Origin of the sequence: Bradyrhizobium sp. 604_D8_N2_3, assembly GCF_051810765.1 — a bacterium.
Lineage (GTDB): Bacteria > Pseudomonadota > Alphaproteobacteria > Rhizobiales > Xanthobacteraceae > Bradyrhizobium > Bradyrhizobium barranii.
Genome location: NZ_JBPWPM010000001.1, coordinates 1,900,044 through 1,913,372, shown reverse-complemented (window position 1 = coordinate 1,913,372; position 13,329 = coordinate 1,900,044). Strand labels below are relative to the sequence as shown.

General features: G+C 59.0%; 10 protein-coding genes and 1 tRNA gene. 2 read left to right on the top strand and 9 right to left on the bottom strand.

Annotation, left to right across the window (positions count from 1 at the left end; all coding sequences use genetic code 11):
• Positions 1 to 32: 32 nt before the first annotated feature.
• On the bottom strand, positions 33 to 1,226 hold the full coding sequence (locus AB7245_RS08945; protein ID WP_135216935.1) for an aspartate kinase: 1,194 nt from the start codon (positions 1,224 to 1,226) through the stop codon (positions 33 to 35).
• 801 nt (positions 1,227 to 2,027) lie between these two features.
• On the opposite strand from AB7245_RS08945, the gene AB7245_RS08940 reads away from it, so the two are divergent.
• A complete protein-coding gene (locus AB7245_RS08940) occupies positions 2,028 to 3,305 on the top strand; it encodes a complex I NDUFA9 subunit family protein (RefSeq protein ID WP_244623454.1) in 1,278 nt (425 codons plus the stop codon).
• A 795-nt stretch (positions 3,306 to 4,100) separates the two neighbouring features.
• Here the strand turns inward: AB7245_RS08940 and AB7245_RS08935 are convergent.
• The 3 genes from AB7245_RS08935 to AB7245_RS08925 form a co-directional block, all read right to left on the bottom strand.
• The gene (locus AB7245_RS08935) at positions 4,101 to 4,418 is read right to left on the bottom strand and encodes an ABC transporter substrate binding protein (protein WP_161495882.1); all 318 of its coding nucleotides are present in this window, start codon (positions 4,416 to 4,418) and stop codon (positions 4,101 to 4,103) included.
• A 217-nt stretch (positions 4,419 to 4,635) separates the two neighbouring features.
• Entirely contained in the window at positions 4,636 to 5,106 is a 471-nt protein-coding gene (locus AB7245_RS08930; RefSeq protein WP_167768314.1) for a hypothetical protein, read from the bottom strand.
• 212 nt (positions 5,107 to 5,318) lie between these two features.
• Positions 5,319 to 5,403 (bottom strand) — tRNA-Glu (locus AB7245_RS08925).
• A 483-nt stretch (positions 5,404 to 5,886) separates the two neighbouring features.
• Between AB7245_RS08925 and AB7245_RS08920 the strand changes: the two genes are divergently transcribed.
• The gene (locus AB7245_RS08920; RefSeq protein ID WP_245344195.1) at positions 5,887 to 7,656 is read left to right on the top strand and encodes an amidohydrolase; all 1,770 of its coding nucleotides are present in this window, start codon (positions 5,887 to 5,889) and stop codon (positions 7,654 to 7,656) included.
• Between the two features lie 154 nt (positions 7,657 to 7,810).
• Here the strand turns inward: AB7245_RS08920 and AB7245_RS08915 are convergent, their stop codons facing one another.
• From AB7245_RS08915 to AB7245_RS08895, 5 genes are all read right to left on the bottom strand, one after another.
• Positions 7,811 to 8,758, bottom strand: a complete 948-nt coding sequence (locus AB7245_RS08915) for an ABC transporter substrate-binding protein (RefSeq protein WP_085403293.1) — start codon at positions 8,756 to 8,758, stop codon at positions 7,811 to 7,813.
• Between the two features lie 233 nt (positions 8,759 to 8,991).
• Positions 8,992 to 9,255, bottom strand: coding sequence for a hypothetical protein (locus AB7245_RS08910; protein ID WP_085403292.1), 264 nt, complete (start codon positions 9,253 to 9,255; stop codon positions 8,992 to 8,994).
• On the bottom strand, positions 9,245 to 10,087 hold the full coding sequence (locus tag AB7245_RS08905; protein WP_439034202.1) for an enoyl-CoA hydratase-related protein: 843 nt from the start codon (positions 10,085 to 10,087) through the stop codon (positions 9,245 to 9,247). Before AB7245_RS08905 ends, AB7245_RS08910 begins: the two co-directional genes overlap by 11 nt.
• Before the next feature lie 569 nt (positions 10,088 to 10,656).
• Positions 10,657 to 11,772 carry a DUF2336 domain-containing protein gene (locus AB7245_RS08900; protein WP_085403290.1) on the bottom strand — a complete coding sequence of 372 codons (1,116 nt, stop codon included), beginning with the start codon at positions 11,770 to 11,772 and terminating at the stop codon, positions 10,657 to 10,659.
• A 388-nt stretch (positions 11,773 to 12,160) separates the two neighbouring features.
• Positions 12,161 to 12,889 carry a sulfite exporter TauE/SafE family protein gene (locus AB7245_RS08895; protein ID WP_085403289.1) on the bottom strand — a complete coding sequence of 243 codons (729 nt, stop codon included), beginning with the start codon at positions 12,887 to 12,889 and terminating at the stop codon, positions 12,161 to 12,163.
• Positions 12,890 to 13,329 lie beyond the last annotated feature (440 nt).

The following is a 13,329-nucleotide window of genomic DNA, read 5'->3' as shown; positions in this document are numbered from 1 at the left end:
CGCGATTTCGTGATATCTTCTCAAAGAGGTTGTTAGATCAGCGAATGCAAGGCCCTGACCGCGGCTTCGCGGGTCTCCACAGGAACGAACAAATTTATCGAATGTGGTGATAGAACGTACTTTTCAACGACAATCCCGTGGGATTGCAGAATTTGCATCGCCTGAAATGGCAAGTCTGAAGAAACGCCGCCGAAGCAAGTGAGGCTCACCGAACTCAAAGTCTCACGCCCTTTGCGCAAGTCCTTGCTCCTTTCCAGCGTGCGCAGCAGAGTGTCGAGCGTTTCCGACTCGCAAGTCATCATGATGCGCGTTTTTCCGGCGGTGAAAGCCGAGACGAGGACTTGCGGCCAAGATAGGCCGTTTTGCTTGAGATGCTGCGCAAATTTCTCAAAACCATGACTGAGATTCGTCGAAGCGATCTCCACATGCTCAATACGAGCCATCGAATTGACGGCCAGAATTTTTCCGGTTTCCATTCCGATAACCTCTTTCATCACTCGCGTGCTGTGTTCGTAATTGCCCCATTTTCGTAAGAACAAAGGGATATTTTGGCTTTGTGCCAGCTCCACGCTGCGAAAATGCAAAACCTTGGCGCCCCAAAAACACATTTCGGATAACGATGCAAAATCCAGCCGGCGCAATGGCTTTGCGCTCGCCACGACGCGCGGATCGGCCGAGCAAATTCCGTCGACCTCTTTGATAATTTCACAGCGCTCGGCCTTTAGCGCCGCAGCCATGGCGACGGCAGTGGTGTCGCTGCCGCCCCTGCCTAGTGTGGTGATCTCTTTGGTTCGCGGATTCACGCCTTGAAAGCCCGCTAAAACCACGATGCGTCCGCGATCGAGTTCTTCGAGCACGCGCGCAGGCCGCACATCTAAAATTCGCGCGGAAGAATGAGATTCGTCTGTCATTACACCGGCCTGACTCCCGGTAAAACTAATGGCTGGCGCACCGAGATCAGACAGGGCCATGCTCATCAACGACATGCTGATGCGCTCACCGGTCGTTAGCAACATATCCAGTTCGCGGCGGTTGGGATGCGGGCTTACTTGATAAGCCGCCTTAATTAATTCGTCGGTCGTCTTACCCATCGCTGAAACGATCGCCACGACGCGATGACCACGGCTGTGCAAATCGGCGAGGCTCCTCGCAACCGCGCGGATTTTTTCCGGGGTTTCTAGACAGACGCCGCCGTATTTTTGCACGATGGTCGGATTGTTGCGCATTTACGTGCGACGGCAGCTGTATGAGCGGTGGCCTGATGTTCGCTTCGCTCCGCCGGATAGTTTCATGCATCTAGCTCCAGAACTGCTTGCGGTCCGCGCAAAGATTGGATCACCCCTATCGAATTTCGCGACGTTTTTTCCGCGCGCCAGCGCGTCTCTGAGGTTCAGAGATTAGGCCAGTGCACGCGGTTGCCCACGTACCTCTCCGCTCATCGCCTTTCACAGCTCTCCAAGTATTCGATACAAGAATCGTTTTTCTTGGCGGAAGATTGGCGGTCACGACAAGATCGGCTGGGTAACGCTAAAGGTTCTGCCGACCCGAAAAATAATCCCTGAATGAAAGTGTCGTACCGGTTTCGCCGGGAAATGGCCACACGCACGTCCTCGGACCAGCGGTGCCGCCGACCCGTCTCCACCGCTTCAAGCCGTTCGACTTGGGCACTGAGCCCATCACCGTCCATCAGGACAGTTCTCAATACCGCGCCTCTTTCGGCAAGGCGGCCCCGCCGGATGTGTCCTAACAGAGTGGCCCGACGTCGTGTTTTCTAGGACGTACCAAGACTTGTCAGCCTTGCACTCCCCAAAGGCCTTGCCCAAGGCAGCTAACGAAAATTTGGGTCCAGATGCTGGACATAATCGATGTGGATCAAATATCATCCACCATTGCGCGCGATTGTTCCAAGCTCCGAGAGCTTGGCGGCCGGACCCTGTCGGCTGAGACAACAACTGACGCCCCCCGAGCCCGTGCCTACTTTCGCTTGGTTGCCCTGAGTTAGTGCGTCGCTACCAGCAGGTTGCGCTATGCTGAAACACTTGCTCATTGAAGTCATTGGTCACGTTTCCGGTCTCAGCGACGCGCAGCTTGAACAAATTGAGCGGTCGTTGCCCGCGACCAAGGCGCTGATCGATCTTCTCAGTAAGGCACATCCGATCATCGAACAGGCGGAAACGCTCTATAATGAGGCGCAGCCGCTAATCGATCAAGCTAGGAGAGAGTGGCAAACGGTCGGCCCTGCAGCGCACATTTTGATTGATGTGATCTCACATCATCTCAACAAAGGCAGTTCGCCGGCGGAGGCCACTGAGGCAGTGCGCGCGGCGCTCGGCGGGTCAATACAGAACGTTGCGCAGGATCGTGGGATGGACCGGGGAATGAACCGCGTGACCGTGTTTGGGGGGACCGGCTTCGTTGGTTGTCGCGTTGTACGCCATTTGAGCGTCTCCAGCGTTACGGTGCGTATAGCCTCACGGCATCCTGCGCGGGCCGAGGGCGACAACGCGGAACAGGTCATCGCTGATGCCCATGACGAGCGCTCTGTAGAGGCCGCCGTTATGGGTGCCGACGGCGTCGTCAACGCGATCAGCCTTTACACCGAGCATGGAGGCGACACATTTCATTCGGTGCACGTCGAAGCGGCCGCCAGGATCGCTGGAGTGGCACGGCGGGCCGGGGTCAAACGGTTTGTGCACCTATCAGGCATAGGCGCTGACCCCACATCGCCGTCGCCCTATATTCGCAATCGCGGCGAGGGCGAGGTGGCTGTGCAAGCGGCGTTCCCTGGCGCAGTCGTTATCCGCCCGGCGGTAATGTTCGCGCCGGACGACGCCTTTCTCACGACAATTCTTGGGCTGCTTCGGACCCTGCCGGCTTATCCGCTATTCGGCGACGGCAGGACGAGGCTTCAGCCGGTGTACGTGGACGACGTCGCCGCGGCGATCGCACAGGTCCTGCGGCAAACACAAAGACCGTTTCCAATCTACGAACTGGCCGGCCCGCGCGTTTACTCATACGGCGAGCTGTTGCGGACCATTGCGCGCACCGCCGGATTGCGGCCAATGCTGGTGCGAATACCCTTTGCTTTCTGGAATGCCGCCGCCGGCCTCGCTGAGATCCTGCCGCACCCGCCGCTCACGCGCAATCAGGTTGAGCTTATGCAGATCGACACGATGGTCTCGGGCAGCCGGCCGGGATTCGGTTCACTCGGAATTTCGCCGCGATCGCTCGAAGAAGAACTCAAAGCGATGCTCAAGCATACAAACGAGGAAACTCAAAACACAAATGAGGGTCGAGCCAGGTAGGGTTGAGACTTCGTTACCGTGTCACGATGTGACTACTGATGTCGGGAAGCGGCTTACCTCCGAGGTCGAGCACTAGGCCCGATAGATCGATGGTCGCAGCTCAGGGGTCAGTTCATCCGCCAAAGTTTTTACAAGAGCCGAAGGGGAATGACCCTCCCGAGTGAACCCTTAGCGTGCGGCCAGCCGCCTGGAGCTGTCCGAATTAGGACAATCGATCTGTCACATTAGGATACCCAACGGAGTGCTCCTTTTGCGCAGTCACCTCTTCACTTTGACCGGGAATAAATTGAGTTGGCCGGCTCGACTCATCCAGCCCAAGTCCGGACGGCAGGCGGCCCTACCACGCGACTCGCGAGGCGGGGTCGTTGCGTGTAGGGCTATCAGATGTGCTACCAGTTGGGCCGCAAGATGGTAGCGGGAAAAGCAGATCATGACTGACGATCAGGTCAATCTCGTGGTTCGGCACCTTTGCGAGCAGTTGCACTTGACGCTCCGATTGAAGGGCAGCGAGGCACATCCACCAAACGCCAAGGATATTGGTTTCGATCCTGCCTCTGTAAGAACTGTGTTGCTGACGTTCGGCGGGCTTCACAATCCACCACGAGGCAATCGGGGCGAGCGAAGAGCCGCCGTGGTCCTAATGAAAAGCCCAGGACAGAGGTCCCGTGCCAAGGTCCGGGTCGTACGCACCGGTCCACCTTTGAGCCGGTGACTTCCGGTCTACTCGCGTGAACGGAATTTGGCAGACCAACGCGACTGGTCGGGCTCGTGCCAATAGACGTCTTTTGCGTCTACTCAATTATTTGAGTCAGCTTGTGCGAGTAGTGTCGTCGGAACTACGAGCTTGAGCGCTTTTGCAGTTCTAACGTTGATCCATAACTCGACCCGCGTCGGCTGTTCGACGGGCAAGTCGCTGGCTCGTGCACCCTCAAGGATTCCTTTGACGTGGTAAGCTGATCGAATAAAATGACGCCGTCTCGACGCACCGTAAGCGAGTAGACCACCTTCCCCGACGAAATCCGGCGATGTTGCGAAGCTCGGAATGCGGTGCATCAACGCCAACGCGGCGATGCGGCTTCGATACGCGAAACGAGGACGACTTCGCGACTCCATCGACCATCGGCCCCGGACCCGGACCCGGCGAGCGCAAGAGCGCACCCGCGTTAGCATTACTTGGGCCGCTTAACGATACCAGATCGCTTCGCAGATGGCCTCCGGGTGACGATCGTTTCAATACCTTGCAGCGTCCGCGCGAATTCGGACCGCAGGTGCTGCGCGTGTGCTGCATCCTTCGGCTCAGATAAAAATGCAATCTTCACGAAGAAGCGGTTCAATCGCGATGTGACGAGAAGATTGTCAGAGTGTTGCGAGCGTAAGTTCGTGATCTGTCGTCGCATCTCAACGAGATCGAACCGGTCATCGTCGGGCTTATTCGCCAAATGAAGCTCATACCGTTGCGGTAGATAAACGAAGCCGCCGCGCCGAGTATCTTGGCGCGACGACCTCGCCATGGTGAACCCGGACGGGGCAATGTCCGGTGCAGAGAGGTTAGCGCTCCGCAGCTCGGGTGCAATCGAAGACGCGGATTAAGCTTGATGTCGTCGCGGAAGGTTAAATCTGGAACAAGCGCTACTGTGGTCTGCAGCACGCCCGCGCGTCCAGTTAAGCGCTCCTTCTCCAGCGACGTCCCGGCCACGCGATCAAGGTCGGAGCCTAGCGCTTTGGCGCGGGTTACGTCGCGCTCAATCGATCGCTCGGACTTGCCAGATTTTGCCGCCGTGTCCTTAGCGAAACTGTCCATAAGGCCGTCAAGCCGCCTTTCGCTTGGAGATCAGCTTCGCCCGTTGCGCCGACGTCAGGTCGCGGCGGATCAGGTTTTCGTCGATTTCCATATCCAACCAAATTCAACTTCACGAAGCACTCGCCCGGCGAGCGTGGCGACCCCGCGAATTGCGGCTATCGAATGCCGCTAGCGCCGCTATTTGTTGATGTAAGTGACTGAAAAACACTTGCTGGCGCTCCCTAGGGGAATCGATCCCCTGTTTCAGCCTTGAGAGGGCTGAGCAGCAAGAGTGAGTTCGCCGCCGGAGTTGTGGCTAGGATCAAGAGCCGAGCCCCTGGTTCAGGCGGAGTTCCATCCATCAAGGACTAGGTGGTTGGCTCGAGCTTTTGTCAGAATTCGCGGCCTAGTTCACGAGTCGCGACCCGCTAGGCTGCCTTTGACGAGACTTCGACCTACGACATTTAGCGGGCAACGCGAACTCAGAACTCAATATCGAGCGCGCTTCCCCTATCGACTCACGAGTTTTGGCTTTTGGTGAAAATCGACTCATGATTCTTGGGTTTCTCGACTCGCGAATTTTTGGCAGGCCACGATAAATCAATGGGTTAAGCGACTCGCTTTTGATTGGTCCCGACACGCTTCGCGAGCTTCGGCTAGGCAAACCGGTGCCGCAAATGGCAAGCGAAGCGGCGAAGGCTGCCGCGCCGAAGCCCGACGGGCGAAGGCGGGCTGCGAAATCAATGATTTGGGCCTTGACCGAATTTTCCGGTGGACCGGCTGATTTTGTTGGAGCCAGACATGATCAAGATCGCGACACTCCCCGTTGCGACACGCGATGCCCGCGAGCGCATCCAGCGGCGGATGTGTGGCGCCGTTCCTGCCTCTCTCATTCCTGCCTCTCTCATTCCGGGACTGAACATGCGCAAGCTTCTGGCGATTTTGGTGATCTCGTGCTGGGCCACTTCGGCTTACGCACAAACGGCCGACCTCATTGTCACGAACGCAAAGATCGTGACGCTGGATCCTGCATCGACGATCGCGCAGGCGCTCGCCGTCCGCGACGGCAAGATCGTTGCAGTTGGCGGCAACGATGCCATGGAAGGCCTGATCGGGCCCGCGACGCGCCGCGTCGACGCCGGCGGACGCACGATCATTCCGGGATTGATCGATTCCCATATTCACGCCGTGCGCGCCGGCCTCACCTACGCCACCGAGGTCAACTGGATCGGCGCAAAGACCATTGGCGAAGCCATGGAACGCTTGCGCCAGGCGGCCAAAGCGCGCCCGGCGTCCTGGATCATCGTGGCCGGTGGCTGGAGCGACTTGCAATTTGCGGAGAAGCGGCGGCCGACGCTCGCCGAGGTGATGTCGGCCGTTCCCGACAATCCGGCCTACATCCAGCTGTTCTATTCGGCGCTGCTGATGACGCCGAAGGCGCAGCAAGCCCTCGGGATCTCCGCGGATCAGTTGCCGGCCGGGATCACGGCCGAGCGTGCCACATCGGGCGAAACCACGGGCTGGTTCAACGGCTCCATCGTCAGTATCTCCGCGCTGTTCGATCGCCTGCCGAGGCCCAATTTCGAGGACAATGTCGCCGGGACCCGGCAGTTCTTCACGGAGCTCAATCGTCTCGGAATTACCGGGATCGTGGATCCCGGCGGTTTCAGCATTTATCCCAGCCACTACGCCGCCTTGCAAAAGCTCTGGCGTGAAAAATCACTTTCGGTGCGTGTCTCCTACAGCCTGTTCGCCCAGAATGTCGGCGCCGAATTCGAGGAGTACAAGAACCTCACGCCGTTCCTGCCGATGGGATTCGGCGACGACATGCTGCGATTCAACGGAATCGGCGAGCGGATCACCGGCGCCATGTACAACAACAACGCGCCCGACGCGGCGGCGAAGGACAAGTTCCTCGAGATCATTCGCTGGGCGGCAAAACAAGGGCTGACGGTCACCATCCATTGGCAGGAAGACAAATCCGTCCATCACCTCCTCGACCTCTATGAAGAGGTCAACAAGGAGACGCCGATCGCGCCGCTGCGCTGGTCCATCGCCCATCTCGACAACACCTCGCCCGAAACGCTGGCGCGGATGAAGGCCCTTGGTGTGGGCTGGACCATGCAGGACGCCATGTACCTCGGAGGCGACCGTATCGTGGCGCAGGCGGGCGAAGCCGCGCGCAGCATGCCGCCCATCGTCACGGCGTTGCGGACGGGCGTCCATGTCGGGGCCGGCACGGATGCGCATCGGGTCGCATCCTACAATCCGTTCGTGGCGCTGCAATGGATGCTCGACGGCAAGACCGTCGGCGGACTATCGACGCGCGGCCCGGACGAAACACCCAGCCGCGAAGAGGCCTTGCGCCTCTACACCGTGGGAAGCGCCTGGTTCTGCTTCGACGAGACGCGGCGCGGCACGCTCGAAAACGGCAAGCTCGCCGACTTCGCGGTTCTCGATCGGGACTTCATGTCCGTCCCCGTCGAGCAAATTGGCGCCACGGCGTCTCTGCTGACGGTCGTGGGTGGCAAGGTCGTCTACGCAGCGGATGTATTCGCAAACGCAAAATAAGAGCTGGAGGCCCGCCGTGCCGCTCTCGCGAAATCTCGGCCTGTTGTCCAATGCAGCGATATTTGCTCTCGTCTCACACCATGCAGCTCGGGCCGACATACGTTCCAGCCAGTTCCTGGGCGGCGGTCCCTTGGTGGCTGCCCGGCAGCCGCGCTCATTCAACCACCTCGTCGGCGCGTAACAGGAATGACTCCGGTACTTTCAGACCGAGTGCCCTGGCGGTCTTCAGATTGATGACGAGGTCGAACTTGGTCGGCTGTTGGACTGGCAAGTCGGCGGGCTTCGCCCCACGCAAAATCCTGTCGACAAAGGTCGCAGCAAGCCGCCATAGGTGGGTTGCGTCCACGCCGTAGGACATCAGCCCGCCCGCATCGACGAACTCTCGGTATTCAAACATCGTTGGAATTCGCGCGGTCAGCGCTCGGGTCGCAATGGCGAAGGTGAGTGGGACGCCGACGGCATAGAGTGCGTCCGCACGGTCCCTGAGGGCCTCGAAAGCCGATGCAACGTCCTCTGCGCGCCGGATTTCCAATATCGTCGCCTCGAGGCCGAGCGCGGATGCCGCCGCCTGCACCTCATCCATCCTGTTTTTGAAACCGGGGCTATTGGCATTGACCATAACGGACAAGCGGCGGAAACCTGGGACAACCTCGCGCAACAGCTCGAGGCGCTTGCCGGCAAGACTGATGGGGTTGAGCGCCAGGCCGGTCGCATTGCCGTCCGGTCGGGCCAAACTTGCGACGAGGTCGCTGCCAACAGGGTCGCCAGAAATGGAGACAATTGGGATGAGCGATGTCGCGCGTTTTACCGCGAGAGTCGGAGATCCCCCCACCGTGACGATGACATTCACCTTGAGCCGGACGAACTCGGTCGCAATTTCCTTGGAGCGTTCGGTATGTCCCTCCGCAGAGCGATACTCGATCGCAACGGTCCGCCCCGCGATCCAACCGAGTTCGCGCAACTGATCCTCGAAATCTTGGGCCGACCAGGCCGGGCCCAAGAATCCGATGATGGGTAGCTTTTTCGTCTGCTCCGCCCGCGCCGGGCTCGGGCCCATAACCGCGGCAACGCCGACGAGCGTGATGAACTCGCGCCGCCTCATTGAATTACTCGTTTGAAGCGCCCGACTGAGGCATACAGCCTAGCATTTTTCAACCGGGAGCCGAGCGAGAAAAGGGCTGGCAGCCCGCCCTAACCGTGCGACGCAATGTCCGCAACGGGTCAAAAACGGCGCTTGGGAAGTCGGCCGGTCACTTCCGGTCCGCCCCGATAAGCGGACCACTTCGCAGTTCGCTTGCAGTTCGCATTGGGGCCATCAGGAGAAGTAAGCCGTCCTCACTCGATCACTTCGTCGGTGCGGGCGAGGAGCCCTGGCGGTACAGCCACGTCGAGAGCCTTTGCCGTTTTGAGGTTGACTGCCAACCCCGTCCCGATGCACCCAACGACTTCTTTATCCAGCCCGCCGCCATCCCAATGAGGCGTGGCACGTCGCCCAACAGTCGAAGAGCGCCTGCCCTTCGGCGAGACTTGGTAGAACGAAATACGCTGGCGATACGCGAACGCAACACGACCGTCCGCGAGCTTGTTGTCACCGTCCATCGTAAACGGGTGGACGCTTTTGTGCCTCGGCATCACGGCCTTCCTGGAAATCCCTGGTCGTGAGCAGCGCACTATATTGGTCGCCGAGCTTAGCGAGCGCCGTCTGAGAGTCTTCGAGCGCCATATGGGAGGAGGCCAGGGACGTCTTAATCCCGAGAGGGCCGCATGCGGCGATCTTGTTGGCGATCTCGACAGCCTTCGCGAGAGCCGCATCTCGGTTTGGGGCCACTTCCTGAACCGTTCCCATCCGGAGGGCTTCCTTCGCACCCCAATGATCGCCTGTTAGAATGAACCGCATGGCATTTCCCCATCCGGCTTCTCTGGGGAAACGAACCGTTGCACCGCCTCCGGGAAAACGGCCGTGCGTATTCTCATCCTGACCGAACTCCGTGTCTTCCGACGCTACGCGTATGTCCGCTACAAGGAAAAGCTCGTGCGCCATATTCCAGGTGTCGCCATGCACCGCGACAACCAGAGGCTTCGTGAGCGCTGGCCCGGTCCGCCCCAGAGGGTCGATGAAGCCGGGCCCATCCATCATCTTTTCTCCCGACTGAGCGAATGCCTTGTAGGCATCGACATCGACACCTCTGGAGAAGCGGTCGCCATAGCCGAACAGAACCGCCGCACGGAGCGAGGGGTCCCGATCATACTCGTAGTATGCTCTCGCCACGCTTTCTGTCGCATCCGGATCCAGCCGGTTGTCGATGTAAGGCCGATTGATGCCAATCAGTACAATTTGGCCTCTGCGCTCGATGGTGATCTTCGTCTGCTGATCGTACGGGATGTCCGCCATAAGCCTGGACTGCGCGGCCTCGTCGGTTTGTGATGTCATCGACTTGTCTCCCGATTTCTGGGCCTGCAACGCAACCGTCCCGAAAAGAACGGCCACTACTCACCGCTATCGGTGCTGAAAGCTGTGGTGTTGAGCAACGCCAGGCATTGCCCCATAAGCCCTGTTGGCCCCATACCAGGGAGCCGCGCCGCCAGGGAGTTCGAGGCCCATTCTGCCTGCTGGCGTTAACTCGCAGTCGTTCAATATATCCCTATTGGGATATTGCGCCTGAAACGAAGCTGGATTTTGAGTCGCCCACGTCGGGCACTGGGCACTTGCAGAGGTTATCGCGCCAATCGACATCATCGCTGCAATAATGGAAGTCCTGAATCCAATCATAATCGTACTCCGAACGGTTGTTGTTTTCGTGCGGAGCGTTCGCGCTGGCTAGAATCGGCTGCTCTGTTGAAAGCGTTTCCTGCGAATTTTTTTGACAAGGATTAGCTAGGTATGCGCTTGGGAAAAGACACGCAGTGGAAAATCACAGCTGCGCGAACGGCAAATCGGCACGCTCACCATTGCGTGAGCCGCCCCCACATCCACGGATGTCTGACGTCGGGATTGCGGTCCTAGATCATGCGCCGAGGCTGTTGAAAGGAGCCGCCAAAAACCTCCTCCTTTCGCGTTCGGTAGATGGTGACGACCTCCCGGCACGCTTTGACATTCAACCGGTGGAAATCGATCTTCAATTGATCCAGCTCGCCAACGGTTATCCGGTAGTTGGCCGCGCCCAGGAACAGCAGCGCCATTGTGGTGGGCCATGAGAAATCGAGAGACTTGGCCAGGATCAACACCGGCTCGCGATCCTTCTCGATCAATGCCCGTTCCGCGACGTCTATTGGAAGCCCACAGAGCAACGACAGGGCAACGGTGGTCTCGTTGAACTTGAGAGAGTGAGCAAGCTCGAAGACCTTGTCTTCCGTCAATTCGCCTCTCTCGTGCAGTTTTGCCACCGTGCGTTTCGCCGTGAAGTAATCCTTCGACGCCGGGCCAAACCTGGCGTGAATGGCGCCGGTGACATCGACGACGACGCGATGGACCTGATTTTCGATATCCGGACGCTCCCTCTTCAGCTTTTGCCGCACCTCTTCAGAGGCTTTGGCGATCAACTGGTGGAAGAGATGTCGAGGAATATCCTTTCGAAGTCCTACCGATTCAGCGAGGATCGAATCCCCTTCCGACCGCCGCACCAGGTGCAGAAATCCGGATTTGGAGAGGTTCGCCCCGGCATTTGAAGCGACCGAGGTTACGACCTCGGGAGATCCGCGCACCACCAGGACATCGGTGACCGTTTCCGGGACCGTTTGCCGCTTGGAGATTGCAAGCAAATGTTGCTGGCTCTTGTTCTTGGCACACGCAATCAATGTCTCGGTGTCGAGGCGCTCCGACTGACTGAGAACCGGCCATGCGACATCGATGCAGTCGTCGCTTGCCATCTGCCGGGTCAACGCATAGGGCGCGTTTGAGCTGCATGCGAGCTTTCCCGCGAGCTTCGCCCGCGCGCTCGTTTCAATCTCTTGCGCGAGACGACCGATGACCTCACCGAACGTCCAGATCTGCTCCTCGGAATAAGTGCCGGCGATCAGGATGTCCGCCGCATGCCAGAGCGCCCGCAGACAACTCTCGGGATTTCCTCTCGCAACTGCTTCGTCCAACTCGGCCAAGAATGACGTGATAGCAGCCATTGATGCGCTCGCGGTTTGAAAATAATCGAACGACAAAAGCGGATTTCAAACGAATGGGCGATGACACCACTCCAGACCTGAACACGCCGTAAAATCATTCCCGCCGCCTCGGATCGGGCATAAGATTCGCCTAATCAGATCGATCGAATTTTAGGTAGTGCCTGACTTGGAGGAAGCGGACGCCGTCAACACCCGCCCAACGTAGCTGCACCCGCGAGGTCACGCGTTTTGACCAGCAGCAGCCTCCGGCAAGCGAAGGATACCTCGGCTGGGGCAGCAGCACCGCCCACCGAATGGTTCGGCTCACGCTTAAGGGATTACGGCGACAGTGCTACTGCGCGCCGTACTCGAATGGCTGAAATTGTAACTGGAGGCGCGACCGACGTAACTACAATACCAGCAACAGTCCCGAAACCAGCAAGATGCTGAGGATAATTCGCCGGAACAGCGCGTCATCGACGCAGCGAAAGACAAAAATCCCGAGCGCCGTTCCTGCAACGAGCGCCGGGATGCCGACGGCGAAGTCAACCAGGACCTTTGTCGACAGATCTCCTCGGATCAGCATGAGAACAAGTGCGAATATCTGCATGGCGGCGATGAAGGGTTGAACCATTCCGCGCTGTTCGGTTTTCGGCACGCCGTGGATGTCACACCATATGGTCGGTATTGCACCCGGCATTGCCGTCAACCCGCCGACAAAGCCTCCGCCGAAGCCGATCAATGCATTACGTCCCGCATTCATCTGCAGGCGATGAGAAAGCGCCGGCCGGAACAACGTGTAGGCCGCGTAGCAGGCGACGGCGAGACCAAAGCTCTCCCTGAAGATCCGGGCGTCTGCAGCTTGCAGCAACCACACGGCGATCGGAACGCCAAGCAATCCGCCGACGACCAGTCCCGAGCTCTGCTTCCAGCGGATGCTTTTTCTCAAGGCCCAAAGACCCGCGGCTTGCACGGTGATGCTGCAGGCCATCATCAGCGGGACCGCCTCCCGTGGCGGGAGAACGTGAAGGAGAATCGCGCCGGCCACCGCCGAAAAGGCAAAGCCCGCGAGGCCCGAGACGAAAGCGCCGCAAAACACGGCGATGCTGAGCAGGCAAAACGACGCCATGTCGCCCATGAGCTAACCCTTCGTGTCTGTCAAATCCTGGAATAGCGAGCTGGCGATCAGTCCCCGGACGACAGTCCGGGCGGCTCGGGCGGTGCCCCAGCATCGCTCTGGCGGGTCGACGTCAACATCGTGGCTGCAAGAATGTGAAAAATGACAACGCCGATGGCGATCGTTGCGAGCAGCGTATTCTCGCCCGGCGCCGAAATCCGAAGCTTGCGTTCGGACGGCTTTTCACTGACCGGCATTGTCTCGCCCTCCAACATCTGACCGAGAGGCAAACTGGGGCCACGCATTGTCGATCAGGTGGTAGTTCTGCCGAAGGGTGCGCTCTGCCTGCAGCCGTCGCGCATGGTGGAGCGCTTGAAGGAGGCGCCCAAACCAGCCTTCCTTTCGGGAAGACCCCGTGGAGGCGACAAACGAACTCGCTGAAATTGACGCATCGCCTCTGG